The sequence below is a fragment of the Streptomyces glaucosporus genome, assembly GCF_039533345.1.
Taxonomy (GTDB): domain Bacteria; phylum Actinomycetota; class Actinomycetes; order Streptomycetales; family Streptomycetaceae; genus Streptomyces; species Streptomyces glaucosporus.
This window is the reverse complement of the sequence record NZ_BAAATJ010000013.1, coordinates 74,718-96,145: the sequence shown is the minus strand read 5'-3', so window position 1 is coordinate 96,145 and position 21,428 is coordinate 74,718. Positions and strand designations below refer to the sequence as shown.

15 protein-coding genes and 1 tRNA gene are annotated in these 21,428 nt (G+C 70.9%); 12 read left to right on the top strand and 4 right to left on the bottom strand.

Going from position 1 to position 21,428, the window contains the following annotated elements; all coding sequences use genetic code 11:
• Position 1: 1 nt before the first annotated feature.
• From ABD358_RS15630 to ABD358_RS15620, 3 genes are all read right to left on the bottom strand, one after another.
• A complete protein-coding gene (locus ABD358_RS15630; RefSeq protein WP_344631613.1) occupies positions 2–925 on the bottom strand; it encodes a branched-chain amino acid ABC transporter permease in 924 nt (307 codons plus the stop codon).
• A gap of 172 nt (positions 926–1,097) precedes the next feature.
• On the bottom strand, positions 1,098–2,258 hold the full coding sequence (locus ABD358_RS15625; RefSeq protein ID WP_344631612.1) for a branched-chain amino acid ABC transporter substrate-binding protein: 1,161 nt from the start codon (positions 2,256–2,258) through the stop codon (positions 1,098–1,100).
• A gap of 451 nt (positions 2,259–2,709) precedes the next feature.
• Positions 2,710–3,348 (bottom strand): ANTAR domain-containing response regulator, encoded by a 639-nt coding sequence (locus ABD358_RS15620; RefSeq protein ID WP_425576346.1) that lies wholly within the window; start codon positions 3,346–3,348, stop codon positions 2,710–2,712.
• Between the two features lie 121 nt (positions 3,349–3,469).
• Between ABD358_RS15620 and ABD358_RS15615 the strand changes: the two genes are divergently transcribed.
• Positions 3,470–3,553 (top strand) — tRNA-Leu (locus ABD358_RS15615).
• Positions 3,554–3,642: 89 nt separating this feature from the next.
• Entirely contained in the window at positions 3,643–4,431 is a 789-nt protein-coding gene (locus ABD358_RS15610; RefSeq protein WP_344631610.1) for an RNA polymerase sigma factor sigma-70 region 4 domain-containing protein, read from the top strand.
• Between the two features lie 92 nt (positions 4,432–4,523).
• On the opposite strand, the gene pyk is transcribed toward ABD358_RS15610, so the two are convergent.
• Positions 4,524–5,960, bottom strand: coding sequence for a pyruvate kinase (pyk, locus tag ABD358_RS15605; protein ID WP_344631609.1), 1,437 nt, complete (start codon positions 5,958–5,960; stop codon positions 4,524–4,526).
• 339 nt (positions 5,961–6,299) lie between these two features.
• Here pyk and ABD358_RS15600 point away from each other — a divergent pair, with 339 nt between their 5' ends.
• The 10 genes from ABD358_RS15600 (at position 6,300) to ABD358_RS15555 (ending at position 21,305) form a co-directional block, all read left to right on the top strand.
• Positions 6,300–8,105 carry a bifunctional metallophosphatase/5'-nucleotidase gene (locus tag ABD358_RS15600; protein WP_344631608.1) on the top strand — a complete coding sequence of 602 codons (1,806 nt, stop codon included), beginning with the start codon at positions 6,300–6,302 and terminating at the stop codon, positions 8,103–8,105.
• Between the two features lie 641 nt (positions 8,106–8,746).
• Complete coding sequence (locus ABD358_RS15595) at positions 8,747–11,056, top strand: DUF6571 family protein (protein WP_344631607.1); 2,310 nt, start codon at positions 8,747–8,749, stop codon at positions 11,054–11,056.
• Positions 11,053–11,592, top strand: coding sequence for a hypothetical protein (locus ABD358_RS15590; protein WP_344631606.1), 540 nt, complete (start codon positions 11,053–11,055; stop codon positions 11,590–11,592). Before ABD358_RS15595 ends, ABD358_RS15590 begins: the two co-directional genes overlap by 4 nt.
• A 141-nt stretch (positions 11,593–11,733) precedes the next feature.
• Complete coding sequence (locus ABD358_RS15585) at positions 11,734–12,075, top strand: transposase (RefSeq protein ID WP_425576338.1); 342 nt, start codon at positions 11,734–11,736, stop codon at positions 12,073–12,075.
• A gap of 97 nt (positions 12,076–12,172) precedes the next feature.
• Entirely contained in the window at positions 12,173–12,709 is a 537-nt protein-coding gene (locus tag ABD358_RS15580; protein ID WP_344631605.1) for a hypothetical protein, read from the top strand.
• A gap of 869 nt (positions 12,710–13,578) precedes the next feature.
• Positions 13,579–14,013: a subtilase-type protease inhibitor gene (locus tag ABD358_RS15575; RefSeq protein ID WP_344631604.1), complete on the top strand. Its 435-nt coding sequence runs from the start codon at positions 13,579–13,581 to the stop codon at positions 14,011–14,013.
• A gap of 204 nt (positions 14,014–14,217) precedes the next feature.
• The gene (locus tag ABD358_RS15570) at positions 14,218–15,273 is read left to right on the top strand and encodes a phosphatidylinositol-specific phospholipase C domain-containing protein (protein ID WP_344631603.1); all 1,056 of its coding nucleotides are present in this window, start codon (positions 14,218–14,220) and stop codon (positions 15,271–15,273) included.
• A gap of 154 nt (positions 15,274–15,427) precedes the next feature.
• Complete coding sequence (locus ABD358_RS15565) at positions 15,428–16,075, top strand: LuxR C-terminal-related transcriptional regulator (RefSeq protein ID WP_344631602.1); 648 nt, start codon at positions 15,428–15,430, stop codon at positions 16,073–16,075.
• Positions 16,072–19,236 carry an alpha-N-acetylglucosaminidase gene (locus tag ABD358_RS15560; protein WP_344631601.1) on the top strand — a complete coding sequence of 1,055 codons (3,165 nt, stop codon included), beginning with the start codon at positions 16,072–16,074 and terminating at the stop codon, positions 19,234–19,236. The genes ABD358_RS15565 and ABD358_RS15560 overlap by 4 nt, the downstream gene beginning before the upstream one ends.
• Positions 19,237–19,307: 71 nt before the next feature.
• Positions 19,308–21,305 carry a hypothetical protein gene (locus ABD358_RS15555; RefSeq protein WP_344631600.1) on the top strand — a complete coding sequence of 666 codons (1,998 nt, stop codon included), beginning with the start codon at positions 19,308–19,310 and terminating at the stop codon, positions 21,303–21,305.
• Positions 21,306–21,428 lie beyond the last annotated feature (123 nt).

The following is a 21,428-nucleotide window of genomic DNA, read 5'->3' as shown; positions in this document are numbered from 1 at the left end:
CTCATGCCGTCCTCCCCAGACGCTCTCCGAGAATGCCCGTCGGACGGACCATCAGCACCAGCACCAGCACCACGAAGGCCCCGACGTAACGCCAGTCGTCGCCCCACAGGGCCACCGTCATGGTCTCCACCACGCCCAGCACCAGACCGCCGAGCATCGCGCCGCGCACATTGCCGATACCGCCCAGCACCGCCGCCGCGAACGCCGTGATGCCCGGCAGGAAGCCCATCGTGTACACGACCTGGCTGTTGGTGCCGAACAGGAAGCCGGCCGCGCCGCCCAGCAGACCGCCGAGCACGAACGTCCGGGACACCACCTTGTCGATGTCCACGCCCATCAGCGACGCGACCTCCGGGTCCTGCGCCACCGCGCGGATCCCCGAACCCATCTTCGTCCGGTTCACCACGTAGTCCAGACCGACCATCATCACGACCGCGGACACCAGGATCAGCACCTGGGTGACGGTCAGCTCCGCGCCGAATACCGACAGCGCCGTCCCGTTGTCGTACATCTCCGGAATCGGCGCCGGGTTGCGCCCGAACAGCTTGCCCGCCAGGTTGTACAGGAAGAACGACGCACCGATCGCGGTGATCAGGAACACCAGGCGCGGCGCGTTGCGCCTGCGCAGCGGCCGGTACGCCACACGTTCCAGACCGAAGGCGACCGCACCGCCCAGCGCGGCGCCGGACAGCATGCCGATCGCCACGTAGGCGACCGAGCCCATCCCCGAGGGCGTCTCCTCGGGGATCACGGCGGTCAGGGCCAGCAGGCCCCCGTAACCGCCGAACATGAACACCTCGCTGTGCGCGAAGTTGAGAAGTTGGAGCACGCCGTAGACCAGCGTGTAGCCGATGGCGATGACGGCGTAGAGACTGCCGAGCACCACCCCTAGGACAAGGAAGTCCCAGAACTCACTGAGGGACATCGAACCGTCTTCCTTGTGGGAATGTGCGCCGCCGGGCCGTGCGTTCGGCACCGGACAGGCGGCTTGGAGATCACGGAGACGGACACGCACCCAAGAGGGCGCCCGCCGGTGTCACACCGGCCGGCGCGGCGGCCCGGGGCCCCGCGCCGGCCGGCCGGAAGCGTCGGCCGGTTCAGCCCGCCAGCTCGTCGACGCTGCCCTGGTACTCGATGCCGTCGCCCTTGACCTGGTACAGGTAGATGGTCTGGTTGGTGAACTCGCCCTTGTCGTCGAAGGAGAACTCCTTCGTCAGGCCCTTGTACTTCACCCCGCGCAGCGCCTCCATCAGCGCCTCGCGCTCGACGCCGCCCTCCTCGTGGAGCTTCTTGATCTGCTCGATGATCATGTTGGCGACGTCATAGGACTCCGCCGAGTACGTGCCCGGAGCCTGCTTGAACTCCTTCTCGTAGTCCGCGGCGAACTTCTTCGTCGCGTCCTCCTTGGTGGCGTCCGTGCACGGGCAGGTGAGGAACCACTGGTCCGAGGCGTCGCCCGCCAGCTCGATGAACTGCGCGTCGTTGGTGCCGTCGCCCGACATCGCCACCCCGTCGAAGCCCGCCTCGTCGAGCTTCTTCGCGAACGGGCCCGCGTCCTGGTAGTAGCCGGCGTAGATCATGGCGTCCGGCTTGTTCTTGACGACGTTCTTCGCCGCGGCGCTGTAGTCCGGGGTCTTCTGCGGGACGCTCTGGCGCACCACGTCCACGCCCGCGGCCTTCAGGTCCTTCTCGGCCACGTCCGCCAGCCCGATGCCGTAGTCGGTCTTGTCGTCGACCACCACGACCTTCTCGGCCTTGACCTTGCCGACGAGGTACTTCGCCATCCCCGCGCCCTGGGCGCTGTCGTTCGGCACCGCCCGCAGGAAGGTCTCGTAGCCCTTGGTCGTCAGGTCCGGACGCGTCGCCGACGAGGACACCGCGGCCAGCCCGGCAGCCCCGTACACCTCGGCGGCGGTGTCCGCCGGACCCGAGAACGCCGGGCCTATCACCGCGACGACGTCCGTGTCGTCGATCGCCTTCTGCGCGGCGGCCGTGGCCTTGTCCGGCAGGCCCTGGTCGTCGACCGGCATGTACTCGACCTCGAAACCGAGGTCGCCCGAGGCGTTCGCCTGGTCGATGGCCAGCTTGATCCCGTTCTCCATGTTCTGGCCGAGCTGGACGTTGTCACCGGAGAGCGGCCCCTGGAAAGCGATCTTGTACGCGTCGCCCCCGCTTCCGCTGTCCCCACCGCACCCGGTGAGCGCGAGCGCCCCGACAGCCACGGGAATGGCCAGCTTGACGATGGTCTTGTTGAGCACGTGGAACCCCCTGGAGCCCGCTCAGATCACGACGATCGCCGTACCGTGCCGGCGACGCGATCCGCACGTACACGTGTGCGGCGTGGCCCGGAATCTATTGCCACACAAGCCGACCAGACAGGTGGGAGCCGCAGATGTGATCCCCCTGTGACCTCTGTCACGCGCCGGAAACAGAACACTCCTTACCGACCACCGGACAGAAAGGGAAAGATCATCAGAGGCCGGACCCGTTGAAACGCGAACCACTCCGGCGCGCATCCCGCCCGCGACGGCACGAAAGCCCCGGAACGCGCCCCTTTCCGGCCCCCCGCCACCGGACCGCCCCCGGCCGCCGGACCGCCTCCGGCGCAGCCCCGCGGCACCCCGCACTCCCCGCGGCACCCCGCACCGCCGACACGCCGTTCGCGGACCGGCCACGGGACGGCCGTGAGCGGGGCGCGGGGCCGGGGCGTCACCGCTGCTGCTTCTTCTCCTCCGCGTCCTGAATCACGGCCTCCGCCACCTGCCGCATCGACAGCCGGCGGTCCATCGAGGTCTTCTGGATCCACCGGAACGCGGCCGGCTCGGTCAGCCCGTACTGCGTCTGGAGCACCCCCTTGGCCCGGTCCACCAGCTTCCGCGTCTCCAGCCGCTGCGTGAGGTCGGCGACCTCCTGCGACAGCACCTTCATCTCGTTGAACCGCGACACCGCCATCTCGATGGCCGGCACCACGTCGCTCTTGCTGAACGGCTTCACCAGGTACGCCATCGCGCCCGCGTCGCGCGCCCGCTCCACCAGCTCGCGCTGCGAGAACGCGGTCAGCATCAGCACCGGGGCGATGGACTCGCCGGCGATCTTCTCGGCCGCCGAGATCCCGTCGAGCACGGGCATCTTCACGTCGAGGATCACCAGGTCGGGACGGTGCTCCCGGGCCAGCTCCACGGCCGTCTGCCCGTCCCCCGCCTCGCCGACGACGGTGTAGCCCTCCTCCTCCAGCATCTCCTTGAGGTCCAGCCGGATCAGCGCCTCGTCCTCGGCGATGACGACCCTCGTCGTCTCCGGCGGCACGTGCGCCCGCTCGCCGGCGTCTTCGCCGTTGTCGGTACTGATGGGCTCGGGGATGTCCGCGGTGCTCACTGGGCTCCTCGTCTTCCGGCCATGATGGGACCTCCGAGACTACCTAGCTGCTGGTACAGCCGTTTACCCGGTACACTCACGAAGCGGTACCCTGGCCGGGTTGGCGGAACAGGCAGACGCTGATGTCTCAAACACATCTGCCCGAAAGGGCGTGCGGGTTCGAGTCCCGCACCCGGCACTCACCTCTTCCATAAGTGGACTTTCACATTCTCGTGAATCCCTCGTCTTTGCACCTCGTAAGCGGAGGCGGTCGCACACGGTAGCGTCATGACGCTTCACGGTATCGAGGTTCGCGAGAAAGCCCTGGCCCTCCTCCGGGGAGGCATGAGGAATGCCGAGGTAGCTCGCCGACTGAACATTCCCGAGGGAACCGTCGGCTACTGGCTGCACAGGGAACGGGCCCGGCAGGGAACCCTCCCCGGACGTCCGGAGCACCCCTGCCCCCGATGCGATGGCAGAGAACTCGACGAGGCCGCCTACGCGTACCTCCTCGGTCTCTACCTCGGAGACGGGCACATCGTCCAATACTCGGGGCACCGGGTCCCCAACCTCATGATCACCTGCTCCGAAGACTGGCCGGGATTGATCGACGCCTGCGAGGCGGCGATGCGGGCGGTTTTCCCCGAAAACTCCGTGTGCCGCGTCCGCAAGACCGGTTGCCGCAACGTAAAGGTCTACTCCCTGCACCTGGAGTGCCTGTTCCCTCAGCACGGCCCGGGGAAAAAGCACAACCGACGCATTGCGCTCACCCCCTGGCAACAGAGAATCGTCGACCGGTATCCCTGGGAGCTGATCCGAGGGCTGGTTCACTCCGACGGTTGCCGCATCACCAACTGGACGGTCCGAGTCGTCGGGGGCCGACGGAAGCGCTACGAGTACCCGCGGTACTTGTTCGCCAACAAGTCCCAGGACATCCTGCGGCTGTACACGGAAGCCCTCGACAAGGCCGGCGTCGAATGGAAAATGGCATGCCGCCCAACAGGAGTGCACGACGTCTCCGTCGCACGCCGGGCGTCCGTGGCGCTGATGGACGCGCACATCGGGCCGAAGCACTGAGCGGCGCCGCGGGACGGAGCGCGGTGCGAGGGGAGTCCCGGCCGCCGCTGGCGCGAGGCGGCGGCCGGGACTCCCGGTCCGGGGGGCGGGGTTCACCGGGGGGCGTCGAGTCCCTCGCCGATGTGGTGGACGCGGACCATGTTGGTGGTGCCGGGGACGCCGGGCGGGGAGCCAGCGGTGATGATCACCTTGTCCCCCGGCCGGCAGCGCCCGATCCTGAGGAGCTGCTCGTCGACCTGCCGGACCATCTCGTCGGTGCTCTGCACGGTGGGTCCGAGGAAGGTCTCCACGCCCCAGGTGAGGGTGAGCTGGGCCCGGGTGGAAGGGTCGGGGGTGAAGGCGAGGACGGGGATGGGCGAGCGGTAGCGGGCCAGGCGGCGGACGGTGTCCCCGGACTGGGTGAAGGCGACGAGGAACTTGGCGCCGAGGAAGTCGCCCATCTCGGCCGCCGCGCGGGCCACGGCGCCTCCCTGGGTGCGGGGCTTGCTGCTCTCGGCGAGCGGGGGGAGGCCCTTGGCGAGCATGTCCTCCTCGGCGGCGGCGACGATCTTCCCCATGGTCCTGACCGTCTCCACGGGGTACTTGCCGACGCTGGTCTCGCCGGAGAGCATCACGGCGTCGGTGCCGTCCATCACGGCGTTGGCGACGTCGGAGGCCTCGGCGCGGGTGGGCCGGGAGGAGTCGATCATCGAGTCGAGCATCTGGGTGGCGACGATGACCGGTTTGGCGTTGCGCCGGGCGAGTTTGACGGCGCGTTTCTGCACCAGCGGAACGGTTTCCAGGGGCATTTCGACGCCGAGGTCGCCGCGCGCGACCATGAGGCCGTCGAAGGCGGCGACGATGTCGTCGAGATTCTCCACCGCCTGGGGTTTCTCTATCTTGGCTATGACGGGGAGGTGGCGGCCCTCCTCTTTCATGACGCGGTGGACGTCGGCTATGTCGCGCGCGCTGCGGACGAAGGAGAGGGCTATGAGGTCCACGCCCGTGCGCAGCGCCCAGCGCAGGTCCTCGACGTCCTTGTCGGAGAGGGCGGGCACGGAGACGGCGACGCCGGGGAGGTTGAGGCCCTTGTGGTCGGAGACCAGGCCGCCTTCGGTGACCCGGGTACGGACGCGGGGGCCGTCGACGGCGGTGACCTCGAGGGCGACGCGGCCGTCGTCGACGAGGACGGCCTCTCCGGGGGAGACGTCGTCGGCGAGGCCCTTGTAGGTGGTGCCGCACTGTTCGCGGTCGCCCTCGACGTCCTCGGTGGTGATGGTGAACTCGTCGCCGCGTTCAAGGAGTACGGGGCCTTCGCGGAATCGTCCGAGCCGGATCTTCGGGCCTTGGAGGTCGGCGAGGACGCCGACGCTGCGGCCCGTTTCCTCGGACGCCCGGCGTACGCGGCGGTGGCGTTCCTCGTGGTCGGCGTGGTCGCCGTGGCTGAGGTTGAGCCGGGCGACGTCCATTCCGGCTTCCACGAGCGTCCTGATCTGCTCATACGAGTCGGTGGCGGGCCCGAGTGTGCAGACGATTTTCGCGCGGCGCATGACAATGACCCTATGGCGTACCGGCGGGTAGGGAACTGTGGGAAGCCTACTGTTCAACGCCTGTTATTCATAAGGCCGTTCACAACTTTTGAATGGGCGGGTGCGTGCTCGGATGAGCATTTCCGATTGCCCCGGGTGCATATTCCGCCCGTGGAATACCGCGCGTCTGCGGGCCGTCCGGCGGGCGGGCGGCCCGGCGGTGCGGCCCGGGGAGCCGAAGCGGGGCGCGGAGGGACTCTTGTTGACAGGTGGGGTGCCGGGGGCGGACTCTACGCGCGTTGCCGTGCGGGCGGTCCGGCCGCGCCGCACGCGCCGTCCACGATCCGAGGAGAACGTCAGATGCCTCTCGACCGCAGAAGATTCCTGGGCCGTACCGCCGCGACCGGGGCGGGGCTCGCCCTGGCGGGCGCCGTGGCCGCGCCCGCCGGGGCCCATGGGGGCGACCGGGGCGGGAGGGGGTCGTCCAAGCGGTACTCCTTCACCGTGCTGGGGACGACGGACCTGCACGGCAACGTCTTCAACTGGGACTACTTCACCGACGCCGAGTACGACGACAAGAACCGCAACGACATCGGGCTCGCCAAGATCTCGACCCTGGTGAGGCGCATACGCGAGGAGAGGGGCCGCGGCAACACCCTCCTGATCGACGCGGGCGACACCATCCAGGGCACCCAGCTGGCGTACTACTACGCCAAGGTCGACCCGATCACCGGCGAGAACGGCCCGGTGCACCCGATGGCGCAGGCGATGAACGCGATCGGCTACGACGCGGCGGCGCTGGGCAACCACGAGTTCAACTACGGGATTCCGCTGCTGCGGAAGTTCGAGGAGCAGTGCGACTTCCCGCTGCTGGGCGCGAACGCGCTGGACGCCGTGACCGGCCGTCCGGCCTTCCCGCCGTACTGGATGGGCCGGCTGCGCACGCCGCGCGGCCGGGACGTGAGGGTGGCGGTGCTGGGGCTGACCAACCCGGGGATCGCGGTCTGGGACAAGGCGCACGTGCAGGGGAAGATGACGTTCCCCGGCCTGGAGGAGCAGGCGGCGTTCTGGGTGCCCCGGCTGCGGTCGATGGGCGCGGACGTGGTGATCGTCTCGGCGCACTCGGGTACCAGCGGCACGTCCTCCTACGGGGACCAGGTGCCGCACGTGGAGAACGCGGCGGCGCTGGTGGCCGAGAGGGTGCCGGGGATCGACGCGATCCTGGTGGGCCACGCGCACGCCGAGATCGCCGAGCACCGGGTGGTGAACGCGGAGACGGGGCGCGAGGTGGTGCTGTCGGAGCCGCTGAAGTGGGGTCAGCGGCTGACCGTCTTCGACTTCGACCTGGTGTGGAAGCGGGGCCGCTGGGAGGTGGAGTCGGTCTCGGCCGAGGTGCTGAACTCCAACGAGGCCGAGGAGGACCCGGCGATCACGCGGCTGCTGGGGGACGAGCACGCGAAGGTCGTCGCCTATGTCAACCAGGTCATCGGGACGTCGCGGGAGGCGATGTCGTCGGCCGAGGCGCCGTACCGGGACACTCCGGTCATCGACCTGATCAACTTCGTGCAGGCCGAGACGGTGCGCGAGGCGCTGGCGGGCACGGAGTACGCGGAGCTGCCGGTGCTGTCGCAGGCGGCGTGCTTCTCGCGGTCGGCGATGATTCCGGCGGGCGAGGTGACGATCCGGGACGTGGCGGGGCTGTACACCTTCGAGAACACGCTGGAGGCGCGGCTGGTCACGGGCGCCCAGCTGCGGGACTACCTGGAGTTCTCGGCGCGCTACTACGCGCGGGTCCCGGCGGGTGCGGAGGTGGACCGGGCGAAGCTGACGAACGCGGGCGGCACCCCGGACTACAACTACGACGTGGTGTGGGGCGTCTCGTACGACATCGACATCGCGCGGGAGCCGGGTTCGCGGATCGTGAACCTCGCCTTCCAGGGGCGCGAGGTGGCGGACGGGGACCGGTTCGTGCTGGCGGTGAACAACTACCGGGCGAACGGGGGCGGGAACTTCCCGCACATCGCGTCGGCGAAGCAGGTGTGGGCGAACTCGGAGGAGATCCGCAACACCATCATCACGTGGGTGCAGGCGCACGGGGAGATCGACCCGGCGCGGTTCGCCTCGGTGGACTGGCGGCTGGTGCGTGACGGGGTGCCGGTGTTCTGAGGCCCGGCCGCGGCGGCCGGCGCGCCCCCTCCCCCGGTGCGCGGCCGGGTGTTCCGTGTCTCGTCGGCCGCCGTGCTTCCCGGGTCCGGGGAGCGCGGCGGCCCGCGTCACCCCGGACTGTTAGCTTTTGCCTACCATCCGTGTTCGCGGACATGAGGGGGAAGACGCATGTCGTTCGACGAGGAATGGGCCGCTCTGGTGGCCAAAGCCTCGGATCGCGGCGGTACCGGGATGCGGCTGAACAAGGCCGATCCCGGCGGCGGGGGCGGATCATCGGAACTGGCGGTCTTCCAGGACGAGCTGGGGGCGATCGGCCACGACGCGTACGAGCTGTTCGGCCGTCTACGGAAGGACGGGGACATCGCCCGCGAGTCCAGCAACACCGCGGCCTCCACCCTCAAAAAAGCAACTTCACCCTGGGCGCTGAACTCGGCCTCACCGTCGGCCTGTGGGAGTCCCAGCTCAAGACGCTGCTGCAGTCCTGCGCGCACATCTCCAACCACCTCGACTACAGCGCCAAGGCCTATGCCAAAGAGGACGACGAAATCGCGGCCCAGATGAGGCACCGCAGCGGGGCGGCCATGTCGGTGTCCGAGATCGAGAAGTTCTACAAGTAACGGCCGGGGACCAGGAGCAGCGGCATGCCCAACCTGACCTACAGCGATCTGTACAGCGTCTCCCTGTCGGACCTGGCGTCGGCGGTCACGGACTGGGAGTCGATGACCACCAAGCTGGAGAAGCTGGCGGACGACGCCCGCTCCGGCATGGCGGCCAAAGCCGACAAGGCCCGGTGGAGAGGCGAGAACGCCGGCGTCACCAAACCGTTCGTCCGCAAAACCGCCAAGGAGTTCGGCGACGCGGCCGCCCAGGCCAGGAGCATCAGGAACATCCTCCGGGACGCAAACTCCGACCTGTCTTCCATCCAGTCCGAGTTGAAGAAATCCGTGGGAGAAGCCCGCGGACAAGGCATCAAGGTGACGGACAACGGTGACGGGACCGTGAAATGCGTCGTGGAGCGCACTCCGTACGGCACCGATCCCGATGCCGAGGAACATCTGCGGCGGCTGGAAGAGGTCGGCCGGGGACTGGAGCGCCGGATCAACGGGCTGATCGCGCGGGCGGAGGAGGTCGACGACTCGGCGGCCCGGGCCCTGAAGAGGATTCACGGCGGCGACACTCACAACTTCGGCCACGCGAAGTACTCCTCGCTGGATGCCGCGCAGGCCGAGCGGGCCCTGGAACTGGCGGCCCTCGGGCCCGAGATGACCAATGGGCAGTACACCGAGCTGAACACACTGCTGAAGTTCAATGCCAGGGACGCGGCGTTCTCCACCGCCTTCTACAAGGGACTGGGCGGCCCGGAGGAGGCCCTGCGCTTCTACGGCCTCATGTCGCACGACGGCACCCGGGGTGACGACAAGAAGCGGTTGTCGCTGGCCAGGGATCTTCAGCGCAACATGGGCATCGCGTTGGCCACCGCCACCGACAAGCACGAGAAGACGCATCTGCCTGCCAGTTGGGGCAGGGAATTCCGTGAACTCGGCACCAAGGAGATCGAACTGGAGCCGGGGAGCCTCAACAGGCCGTACGGGTATCAGGTTCTCGGCGGGCTCCTGCGCTACGGCAACTACGACGCGGACTTCCTCACCCCGATCGCGGAGCACATCACCCAGCTCCACCATGAGGAACCGATGCGGTTCATGTCGAACAAGCCGATGGGATTGGGAGATCCGGACTACGGGTTCAACCCGTCGGGCAAGGGCGGTGCCGGCTACGACCCGTTGACGAGCGTGCTGGAGGCATTGGGGCACAGCCCGGAGGCGGCGGAGAGGTTCTTCACGGGCACTCCGACGGTGTACCAGGAGGACGGTACGGTCCACCCCGACAAGGAAGTCAAGCTGGGCTACACATATCTGGACGAGTTCCTCAGGGAAGACTTCGAGTGGCCGCCGGACACCCTGGCGATGCCGGGCATGGACGAGAAGGTCTCCGATCACGGGCCCGACGCGCTCGGCCACGCACTGGAGGCAGCCGCCACCGGACGCCCGTACGACAGCGAATCGACGGATGCGATCAAGCACACGACGGAGCGTGTGAAGCTCACCAAGAAGCTGGTGTCGCACTTCGGCGAACACCCCGAGTTGATCCGCCGTAACGAGAACGGGGAGGCGGAAGATCTGAAGACGGGTCCGCTCCACGCTCTGCGGGACAGCCTGGGAAACATCACCGCCGAGTACATGGCTGATTTCCAGCGCACACTGTACAGAGGCGAGCCGTCGTCGGACCTCTTTCCGGCTACAGGTGTACCGGCGATTTTCGGCGCCACAGGTCTGGTGAAGCAGTTCCTCGCCGAAGTGGGCCAGGACCCGGACGCTTACGGCGCTATCACCAATGCCCAGCAGGCATATACGTCGGTGATGGTCGACAACGTCATCAACGGGAAAAGCGAGTCGACAGTGCCGACGAGTGAGCGAGTACGCACCGCAGTCGCCCCTGGCGCTATGATCGCGGGCATCATGAGCGCGGCCCGGGCAGACGCCACTATCGACTACCACGCCGCATCAGTAAAGGATTACAACGAGGCCGCAGCCGACAACGCCAAGTGGGCGGGACGCACTGTGGAATTGGCCACCTCTTTCATTCCTCCCAGAATTCCAGCGGCAAGCGAGGCCATCAACTGGTTGGCTGAGGACATCACCGAGGGTGTGGTGAAGAACGCCGAAAAGGATGTGACAACCGAGGTCGAGAAGGACGGGAAGGCGATCCGCGACTACAGCAACTCGCGTGACGCGACCATCGACGCAGCCGCGGAAGCCGTCAAGCGTGCGGTTCTAGGTCGTTCCGACATCAATGACGAGACCATTCAGGATCTTCAGGAATCGGCGCGCACTCAGGCTGGAAACAGCCACGGCGAGGGCTCGCAGTGGTATTCCGCGGGTGATGCCTCATGATCGTGAACCTCTCCGGGAAAAGCTGCACGATCGCATCCCTTATCCTGATTTTGTTTCTTTCCGTGATCGGCTGCGAAGAGAGCGAAGAGCAAGGGAAGAGAGAGTACGCGGTACCACGCACACTATGCGGCGTGAACGTCGACTCGAACACGCTCGAATCTTTTCTGCCGCCCGGCAAGGAGATTCGCCTGATTCACGAGGAGACCGACTCCTACAGATGGAAGTGCAGCGTTTCGGTTGACGGAAAAACCGTTCTCGAAGTGAAGCGAGAACGGTGGGAACAGGGCTGGTCAGCCCGACGCTTCGCCACCGTCCACGCCTATGTGGAACCGGAGAACGAAACACCCGACAGGACATACGTGTACTCGGACCTGGGTGGTGTAGGCGTGGTGCGCTGTCCTCCTCCGGAACACGACCAGGACCTGTTCATCGTGGCGAAGACCAAGGAGAATACGGGGGGCCAAAAAGCGATGAAGGAGCTTCTTGCATCGTATCGTGAGGAAGTTCTGAGAAGCGATCCGTGCTCTGACACATGAGTCGAAGATTCCTGGGCCCCGCCTGGCACGGACGGGGCCCAGGAACCATCGGAAATCAGTCCGCGGCGCACGGGGCGGTCCTCAGAACCTCGGCACGGTAGACGGTGATGAACTCCTCCATGACCTCAGCCTCGATCTTGCGTGACGGTCCGCTTTCTGGACCGACTCATCGGCCAATTCGACCGCCAGATCCACCTGATCGTGGACGGCCGCTCCGCCCACCGCTCCCGGAAGGTCCGCACCTGGCTTGCCGGCCACCCGGACCGCGTCGAGCCGCACTTCCTGCCGTGGTACTCACCGGAGCTGAACCCCGACGGACTGGTCAACGCCGACCTCAAACGGAGCCTGCCGATGCACGGCCGGGCCCGGGACCAGGCCCGGCTCGCCGCCGAGACCCGTCGGTTCTTCCACCGACGCCGGCGTCAGCCACACATCGTCCGCGGCTGCTTCGGCGGCCCACATGTCCGCTACATCCGCGAATAGAACCCTCTGGGTTTCTGACCAATGAGTTCTCTGCATCGCCTCAGGCGAGCATCAGCCACTCCGACGGGGCAAAGAGGGAATCAGCTGGAGACGGATCATGAGATTGAATACGCTCAGAGCGCCCGGCGTAATAACCTTCCTGGCCACGATCCTGCTCCTGTCGGCAACCAGCTACTCGGAGGAAAGGAAGGAGAAGCGCAGCCACCCTGTACCAGAATCACTCTGCGGTACGACTGTCGGTGCAGAGAGCCTCGGTTCTTTCATGCCTCCCGGGGAAAGAACCCACCAGTCCGAGGAGAAGGGGGACGCTTCTTGGTTCTGCGCGGTGTCGGTTGACGGTGAGGAGATATTCCGCGTGAGCCGGAAGTGGTGGGAGCCAGGGTGGTCGGCGCGGCGCTTCGCTTCCGCACAGGCTTACGTCCAGCCGGATCATGAAGCCGCCGACGGATCATACGTCTACTCCGGCAAGGGTGCGGTCGGTGCTGTGCGCTGCACGTCCGAGGGAAAGAAGTGGGATTTGTTCATCGTCGCCAAAGCGACGGAGAAGAGCGCAGCCGGCGCCGAGGACATGGAGAAGTTCATCACCGCGTACCGCGAGGAGTTCTTGAATACCGACCCCTGCGCCGAGGTGTGAGCCGGAGGGCGTCGGGTCCCGTCCGCGGATTCCGTGGACGGGGCCCGGCGCCTTCGGCGGATCAGTGCGCGTTCCGCACGCACAGGTCGCGGACGAGGTCGGCGAGGGTTTCCAGGGCGGCGGTGAGGGTGTGCCGGTCCCCGTCGGCGGCCAGGTCCACTTCCAGGGGTTCGCGGGGTGTCAGGGTTCCGCTGCCGTCGGCGGCCAGGTCGTACAGGCCGACGGTGATGCGGTGGGGGCGGTTGCCGGTGTGGGTGATCTCCAGGTGCCAGCGGTGCGGTTCCCCGTCGGCGGCCCGGGCGGCGAGGGTGTCGACGCCGCTGGTGCGCAGCCAGCGGTCGGCCCAGGCGTGGACGTCGCGGCCGGAGGCGCGGGCGAGGGAGTCGGTGAAGTCGGCGAGGAAGGCCCGGTGGAAGGTGTGGGACCGTACCTCGACGGAGGTGTCACCGGCTTCGCGGGTGGTGAAGCGGAGCGGTCCGGCTCACCGGCACCGGACCGCTCCGCGTCCGCGGAACCGCGGGGTGCCGTTAGTGCGCGCACGTCCACGTCTTCCCTGCCGGCCCCTCTCCGCGTTCACCGGCTGCCCGGGCGGGAGGCGGTGGTTTCCGGTCGAGTCGCCCCGCCGGACGGGCGTGCCGTGGGAGGTAGCCGCAGTTCGGCGGTGCGTCATATGCGCTTTCTTCCGCTTCCGTCCGCTTTTCAGCGGGTGCGCCAAACCGTCATCAGCCCCCTTCAAGTGCTCGAATGCCGCAGAAATCCGTAAAGCATTACAGAAGGTGACCGGAATCGACCGTTCACATGTGTGCTCCCCTCCGCTTCGGCAAGCCGTTCGCTCGGAACCTGACACATCGAGCCGAGGAGGGTTCGACATGCGGTACGCCATCAAGGGACTCGGGGTGAGCGCCGCGCTGACCGCCGCCTGCCTGGCGGGCACGGCGACCGCCGCGACCGCCGCGCCCGCGGAGCCCGAGGGGTTGTACGCACCCTCGAACCTGGTGCTCGCGGTCGGCGAGGGCGAGGATCCGGAGACGGTCACCGTGCAGCGGAGCGTCCTGCTGAGCTGCTCGCCGACGTCCGGCGGCAGCCACCCCGAGCCCGGCAGGGCGTGCGCCGAACTGCGCTCCGCGGACGGCGACGTCGCCGCGCTGGTGGAGACCGACGGCGACCGGGTCTGCCCGATGATCTGGGACCCGGTCACGGTCACCGCCGAGGGCGTCTGGGAGGGGCGCAAGGTGTCGTACGCGCACACCTTCCCCAACGCCTGCGCGATGGAGAACTCCACGGACGCGCTCTTCTCCTTCTGAGCCGTCCGAACGCACCGGCGTCGGCCCCGGACACCTCCGCGGTGTCCGGGGCCGACGGTTTCCCCGCTCCCGGCCGCCCCGGTGCCCCCGCGGACCGCCGTACTCCGGTCGTTTCCCTTTCCTTCACGTCCGGCCTCTCCCCCGCGTCTCGCCAACTCCCTTACGTTGAGCGGGTTTTGATCCCCCACGACGGAGGCGGCGCAGATGGGACAGCGGAAGAGCGCGGTGGTGTCGGCGGTGGCGTCGGGCCTGGGCCTGGCGCTGATGGCGATGGGGGCGGCGGCGCCCTCCGCGGGCGCGGCGGACCCCGGGTCGCTGCCGTACTCGGCCACCACCGGCGTGGGCGTGCACAACGCCTACGAGAAGAGCAAGTACACCCACTTCGCCGACGCCCTGGACTCCGGCGCCGCGCTGCTGGAGCTGGACGTGTGGACGAACTTCTCCGGCGGCGGCTGGCGCGTGGCGCACAACAACCCGCTGGCCAACGACAACAACTGCGTCAACGCCTCCACCGCCGCCGAGCTGCGCGCCAAGCCTCGCAACCAGAGCCTGGCCGGGTGTCTGGCCGACCTGCGGGCCTGGCACGACGCCAACTCCGGGCACCGGCCGATCCTGATCAAGATCGAGATGAAGGACGGGTTCGCCGCGAACCTGGGGCGCGGTCCGGCTCAGTTCGACGCGCTGGTCACCGGCAAGCTCGGCGACGCCCTCTACCGGCCCGGCGACCTGGCCGCCGGGCACGCCACCCTGGACGAGGCCGTGCGGGCGAAGGGCTGGCCGGCGCGGAACGCGCTGGCGGGGAAGTTCCTGATCCACCTCATCCCCGGCACGGTCGAGGAGTCCAACCCCTTCGACTCCCTGTGGACCGACCGCGAGTACGCCACCCACCTGCGCGACCTGGCCGCCTCGGGACGGCTGGGCAGCGCCGCCGCCTTCCCGGCCGTGCACCGGGCCGAGGCGGGCGACCCGCGCACCGCCCGCTACGCGGACGCCTCCCTCCGCCCGTGGTTCGTCGTCTTCGACGGCGACGCCTCGGCGTACGTGTCCGGCGGCATCGACACCGGCTGGTACGCGGCGCGGAACTACCTGCTGGTGATGACCGACGCCCACAAGGTGGCGCCCGCCATCAGCGCCACCGCCCCCACCGAGGCGCAGGCGCGCGACCGGGTGGCGCTGCTCGCCGCCGCGCGGGCGAGCGTCCTCACCTCCGACTGGTACACGCTGCCGTCCGTGCTCTCCACGGTCGTCCCGCGCGGCTGACGGAAGTGCGGACGGCGTCCCGGAGGGGGCCGCCGGGCCCCTCCGGGACGGCCGGAAAGGCGGCTTGACGGGCCGCCGGCGGTCCTATGGTGTGGTCGGCGGTCCTCCGTCCGGGTGCCGCCCACCGACCTCGACCGATCCCGTGGGAGCCGCCGTGCGTGTTGTTCTGGCCGAAGACCTGTTTCTGCTGCGCGACGGCCTGGTACGGCTGCTGGAGGCGTACGACTTCGAGATCGCGGCGGCCGTGGACAGCGGGCCGGGCCTGAGCCGGGCCCTGGCCGAGCTGGACCCGGACGTCGCGGTCGTGGACGTACGGCTCCCTCCGTCGTTCACGGACGAGGGGCTGCAGTGCGCGCTCCAGGCCCGCCGCGAGCGGCCGGGGCTGCCGGTGCTGGTCCTCTCCCAACACGTCGAGCAGCTCTACGCGCGTGAGCTGCTCGCCGACGGCAACGGCGGGGTCGGCTACCTGCTCAAGGACCGGGTCTTCGACGCGGAGCAGTTCGTCGACGCCGTACGCCGGGTCGCCGCGGGCGGCACGGCCATGGATCCGCAGGTGATCCAGCAACTGTTGACACGGCGCGAGGCGGACCGCCCGATGGGCCGTCTGACCCCGCGTGAGAAGGAGGTCATGGAACTCATGGCTCAGGGCAGGTCGAACGCGGCCATCGCGGCGCAGCTCGTGGTCACCGAACGGGCGGTCGCCAAGCACACCTCCAACATCTTCGCCAAGCTCGGGCTGCCGCCGTCCGACGACGACAACCGCCGGGTCCTGGCCGTCCTCGCCTACCTGGACCGGGGATGAGCGGCCGGCCGTCCCTCCCCTCCTCCGCGCCGGAGGGGACGGGCACCGCGGGACTGCCCCGGCGCGTCGTACTGGCCGCCGGGACGGTGGCGGCGGGGCTGGCGGCCGTGGTCGGCCCCGGCCCGGTGGCCCCGGGGAGCGCCGCCGCCGCTCCGCGGGCCTTCTCCGCCGAACCCGCCCGGGCGGCGCTGCGGCGCCTGCTGCCGGACCACGCGGCGCAGTTCCACCTGGTGCCGCTGGACGCGGCGGGCGGCGCCGAGCGCTTCCGGGTGACGGGCACGGCGGGACGGGTCGAGGTGGCCGGGACCAGCCCGGCCGTGCTGCTCACCGGCGTCCACTGGTACCTGAAGGAGGTCTGCTCCGCGCACGTCTCCTGGGCGGGCTCCCAGCTGGACCTGCCCGCGACGCTGCCCGCCCCCGCCGCCCCCCTGGAGCGCTCCACCACCCTGCCCAACCGGTTCGCGCTCAACGACACCAACGACGGCTACACCAACCCGTACGCCGACTGGGGGTACTGGGAGCGGCTGATCGACGTGCTGGCGTTCAACGGCTGCAACCAGGTGCTGGTCATCGCCGGGCACGAGGCCGTCTACCAGCGGGTGCTGAGGGAGTTCGGCTACTCGGACGCCGAGGCGCGCCGCTGGCTGCCCGCGCCGTCCCACCAGCCGTGGTGGCTGCTGCAGAACCTGAGCGACTACGGCGGCCCGCCGAGCCAGGCCCTGATCGACAGGCGGGCGGAGCTGGGCCGGCGGATCACCGCCCGGCTGCGGGAGCTGGGGATGCACCCGGTGCTGCCCGGCTACTACGGCACGGTCCCCCGGGACTTCGCCGCGCGCAACCCCGGCGCCCGCACCGTCCCGCAGGGCACCTGGCACGGTTTCCCGCGGCCCGACTGGCTGGATCCGCGCACCGCCGTCTTCCGCGCCGTCGCCGCGTCCTTCTACCGGCACCAGAAGGAGCTGTTCGGCGACGCCGGGCACTTCAAGATGGACCTGCTGCACGAGGGCGGCAGCGCCGGTGACGTGCCGGTGGCGGACGCCGCGCGGGGCGTGGAGGCGGCCCTGCGGGAGGCCCGGCCGGGGGCGGTCTGGGTGATCCTGGGCTGGCAGGACAATCCCCGGCGGGAACTGGTGGACGCCGTGGACAAGCGGCGGATGCTCATCGTCGACGGGATCTCCGAGCGGACCGAGACCGTCTCCGACCGCGAGGCCGACTGGAACGGCACCCCGTACTGCTTCGGGGCGATCCCCAACTTCGGCGGGCGCACCCTGCTGGGCGCCAGGACCCATGTGTGGAACGAGCGGTTCCACGCCTGGCGGGACAAGCCCGGCAGCGCCCTGGCCGGCACCGCGTACATGCCGGAGGCCGCCGACCGCGACCCGGCCGCGTTCGACTTCTTCTCCGAGCTGGCCTGGCGCAGGGAGCCGGTGGACCTGCCCGCGTGGTTCGCGCGGTACGCCCGGTACCGGTACGGCGGCGCCGACCCCGCCGCCCGGGACGCCTGGCAAGCCCTGCACGACACCGCCTACCGGCACTCCGCGAAGCTGTACGGCTTCGCCCACGACAGCCTCTTCGCCGCCCGCCCCGACCTGAACGCCACCCGGGCCGGGCAGTACGGGCCCGCCGAGCTCACCTACGACCCGGCCCGGTTCGACGCCGCGCTGGAGGGACTGCTGGCGGTGGCCGCGCCCCTGCGCGGCGGCGACGCCTACCGGCACGACCTGGTGGACGTCGCCCGGCAGGCCCTGGCCAACCGCAGCCGGCAGCTCCTGCCGCAGCTCCGCGACGCGTACGGGCGCGGCGACCGCACCGCCTTCCGCGAGCTGTCGGCGCTGTGGCTGCGGCTGATGGGGCTGGCCGACGAACTGGCGGGCACCCACCGGCTGTTCCTGCTGGGCCCGTGGACGGACGCGGCCCGCCGGATGGCGTCCTCCCCACAGGAGGCGGCGGAGCTGGAGCGCACCGCGCGGGTGCTGCTGACGGTGTGGGACGGGCGGGCGGTGTCCGACGCGGGCCGGCTGCACGACTACGCCAACCGCGACTGGCACGGGCTGATGGGCGACTTCTACCTGCCTCGCTGGCGGAGGTGGCTGGACGAGCTGGACGCCGCGCTGGCCGCCGGGCGCGCGCCGGAGCCCGTCGACTGGTACGCGTTCGAGGAGCCCTGGACCAGGGAGCGGAAGGAGTACCCGCTGCGGCCGGTGGGCGACCCGTACGCCGCGGCCGTCAAGGTCCGCGACGCGCTGGCCCGCGCGCCCTGGCAGGGCGGGGTGGAGGCGGAGACGGATCCGGAGGCGCTGGCGCCGGGCGGGCGCGGGCTGCTGACCGCGGTCTTCGTCAACACCAACGGGCTGCGGGCCGCGGGTCCGGTGGAGCTGGCCCTGTCCGGTCCGCCCGGCGTCGCCGCCGAGCCGCTGGATCCCGCCACCGTGGCGCGGGTCCCGGCGGGCGGCCGGGCCCGGGTCCGCTGGCGGGTGACCGCGCCGGGCCGCCCGCTGACCGATCCGCTGCGGCGGCTGCCGTTCACCGTGTCGGCGCGGTACGGCCCCGAGGGCGGCCCCCGGGTGCGGACGGTGCACGACGGGACGCTGTTCCTGGCCGGTCCGCTGCCGGCGGGCTGGCGCACGGTCGCCACCAACGGCGCGGTCTTCGGCCGGCTGGGCGACCGCTACGCGATCGACGGCGGCGGCGCGGACCTGTGGCGGGCCACCGCGGAGTTCGGCGCCCTGTACCGGCCGGGCGGGCTGGGCGAGCGGGGCACGGCGACGGTGCGGGTGGACTCCCAGGCGGCGACCGGGCCGTGGGCGCGGGCGGGGATCTTCGTCCGCGACGACCTGGCGGCGGCGGGCTCCCCCGGCTTCCTCAACCTGTCGGTGACCCCGGCCAACGGCGTGGTGCTGTCGTACGACTCCGACGGCGACGGGCAGCTGGACACCTACCGGCGGATCACCGGGGTGAAGGCCCCGGTGCTGCTGCGGCTGCGCCGGGCCGGCCGGGACTACACCGGTGAGCTGTCCGCGGACGGCGGGGCGACCTGGCAGACGGTGGCGACCGTGCGGGTGCCGGGTTCGGCGGCGCGGCAGGACGTCGGGTTGGGGATGACGGCGGCGAGCGGCACCGCGCGGGGCGCCGTGGAGTTCTCCGGCTGGCTGCTGGGCTGACCGGCCGCCCGGTGCGGGGGAGGTCCGGCCGCGGGAGGTGACCAACGGGGAGGTCACTCGTTCAGCTCAACGTGGCTCCGAAGGATGCGACCTCCCCCCTCCGGGCGCCCCGGCCCGCTCCGTCCGGCCCTGTCGACGCCGAGCGGGCCGAGGCCGCCCTCGTCGAGCACTATCCGCGTCTGGTGCGCCTGGCGTACCTGGTCCTGCCGCCCTCCGCGGCGCGGCACCGGCGGGTGCTGGCCGCGCACGCCGCGGCGCAGCGCTCGCTGCCGCGCGGCCGGGGGGCGCGGGGCGCGCCCGCTCCGGAGCACGTTCCGGGAAGCGCGCCGGATCCGGCGTACGCCCTGCTGAGGCTGGGGGTGCTCCGGGCCGCGCTGGCGGCGGACCGGCCGCCGAGGCGGTTCCCGGGGGCCGGGCGCCCGGTCCTGCCGCCGCTGTGGCCGCTGGTGCTGGGGCTGCGGCTGTCCCCCCGGGCCGGCGGTCCCGACGCGCTCGCCCTGGAGCGGGAGCTGTCGAGGGTGTCGGGGGCGGCGCGGGCCGCGTACGCGCTGCGCGTCCTGGAGGGCCTGCCGGACGGGGACGCGGTGCGGCTGCTGGCGGCGGCCGGGGCGGCGGACCCGCGGGCGGCGCTGGCGGAGGCGGACGGGGTGCGGCCCCCGGCCGGGAGCCGGGACCGGTCGCTGCCGGTGTCGGCGGAGTTCGATCCGTGCTCGCTGCGGGCCCGCCCCGCGGATCCGGCGCGGCGGCGGCAGAACGCGCGGGCCGCTGCCGTGGCGGGGTGCGCGCTGGCCGTGTGCGGGCTGCTGCTGGGGCTGCCGGGCGACGGCTGGGGCCCGGACGGCGCGGCGGCCCCGGTGTACGCGCGCAATCCGGCGGCGGAGCGGGCCCTGGACCCGGAGCTGCTGCTGCGGGCGGAGGCCGGGGCGTGGCGGCGGTCGGCGCGCACCGACTTCTCCGTCTGGCCGGCCCGGGGCGGGCTCACCGGCGACACCGGGTTGCTGCGGCGGGCCCTGGCGGTGTGGGCGCGGCCGGGCCCGGACGTGCGGGTCACCGCGACGCCGGGCACCCCGTCCGGGCCGGCCGCGGGACCGGCCCGGCTGCTGTACGCGGGCGAGGTGGACGGCTCCTCGGTGGTGGTGCTGCACGACGGTCTGCGGGTGGTGCGCTACGCCGAGCCGGCGGGCGGGCGGAAGGGTCCGGTCGCGCTGGACTTCGCGCGGACGGACGGGGCGGACGCGGCGTCCGCGGGCGCGCTGGTCGTCTCCCGCGGGACCGGCAGCGCCCGCTATCTGACGGCGCCGTGGATCACGGGGGCCTCGGTCGTCGACCTCCTCGATCCCGCCGACCGGGGGCGGCCGGTGGAGCGTTCCGCCGACGGGCTGACCGCTCCGGTGGCCGGGCCGCCGCTGGACGGTTCCCCGTGCCGTGCCTGGCCCGCGCTGCGGCTGACGCCGGACGGCGCCGCCGCCGGCCGTTCCGGAACCCAGGGCGCCGGCCCGTACCTGCTGACGGACCTCGGCGAGCTGAGCCCGGTCCGGCTGACGTTCGGGGCTCCGGGCGGGGCCGTGGACGCGGGTGCGGCCGGGGAGGCGGCGCGCACCGTGCTGGCCCGTACCGCCTGCCGGCTGCCGGCGCTGGCGGGCCGCGGCGTGCGGACGGTGAACTCCTGGCGGTTCGCCGAGCAGCGGCTGCCGGAGGGCGCGGGCCGGGCGGGGTGGGTGTGCACCCGGGCGGACACCTGGCGGGGCGCCGGTTCGCCGGCGCTGGTCCGGTTCCTGGCCCCGGCCGGGGAGCCGGACGCGCCGGACGTGGTGGCGGCGCGGTCCGAGGACGGGCCGGCGTGCGGGGTGCGGGAGGAGCGGGTGCTCGGCGGGGTGCTGTGGAGGGCCCCCTCCGGTGTCCGGTACCTGCTCGCCGCGGGCAGCGACGAGGTGGTGTCGATCTCCGTGACCGGCGGGGTGACGCACCGCGCGGCGGGCCGCACCCTCGCGGTGGAGGCGGACGAGGGCGTCCGGGTCGAACTGTCGGCCTCGCTCGTGGACGGCGGACGGCTGGCCGCCCTCCACTGACCCGCCGCCGGCCCGCCGGCGAATCCCCCGTCGAACCACTGCCGGGCCGCCGTCGGATCCGCCCCGCTCACAGGGCCGCCGGGCCGTCCGGGGCCGGTTCGCGGCGCCCCGCGGACCACGGCG

What these genes read in the sequence shown, in the direction of transcription:
- ABD358_RS15610 (WP_344631610.1), top strand. Translation starts at nt 3,643, where the DNA reads ATGACGCTTCACGGTATCGAGGTTCGCGAGAAAGCCCTGGCCCTCCTC.
- ABD358_RS15595 (WP_344631607.1), top strand. Translation starts at nt 8,747, where the DNA reads ATGCCCAACCTGACCTACAGCGATCTGTACAGCGTCTCCCTGTCGGAC.
- ABD358_RS15590 (WP_344631606.1), top strand. Translation starts at nt 11,053, where the DNA reads ATGATCGTGAACCTCTCCGGGAAAAGCTGCACGATCGCATCCCTTATC.
- ABD358_RS15600 (WP_344631608.1), top strand. Translation starts at nt 6,300, where the DNA reads ATGCCTCTCGACCGCAGAAGATTCCTGGGCCGTACCGCCGCGACCGGG.
- ABD358_RS15570 (WP_344631603.1), top strand. Translation starts at nt 14,218, where the DNA reads ATGGGACAGCGGAAGAGCGCGGTGGTGTCGGCGGTGGCGTCGGGCCTG.
- ABD358_RS15630 (WP_344631613.1), bottom strand. Translation starts at nt 925, where the DNA reads ATGTCCCTCAGTGAGTTCTGGGACTTCCTTGTCCTAGGGGTGGTGCTC.
- pyk (WP_344631609.1), bottom strand. Translation starts at nt 5,960, where the DNA reads ATGCGCCGCGCGAAAATCGTCTGCACACTCGGGCCCGCCACCGACTCG.
- ABD358_RS15575 (WP_344631604.1), top strand. Translation starts at nt 13,579, where the DNA reads ATGCGGTACGCCATCAAGGGACTCGGGGTGAGCGCCGCGCTGACCGCC.
- ABD358_RS15580 (WP_344631605.1), top strand. Translation starts at nt 12,173, where the DNA reads ATGAGATTGAATACGCTCAGAGCGCCCGGCGTAATAACCTTCCTGGCC.
- ABD358_RS15560 (WP_344631601.1), top strand. Translation starts at nt 16,072, where the DNA reads ATGAGCGGCCGGCCGTCCCTCCCCTCCTCCGCGCCGGAGGGGACGGGC.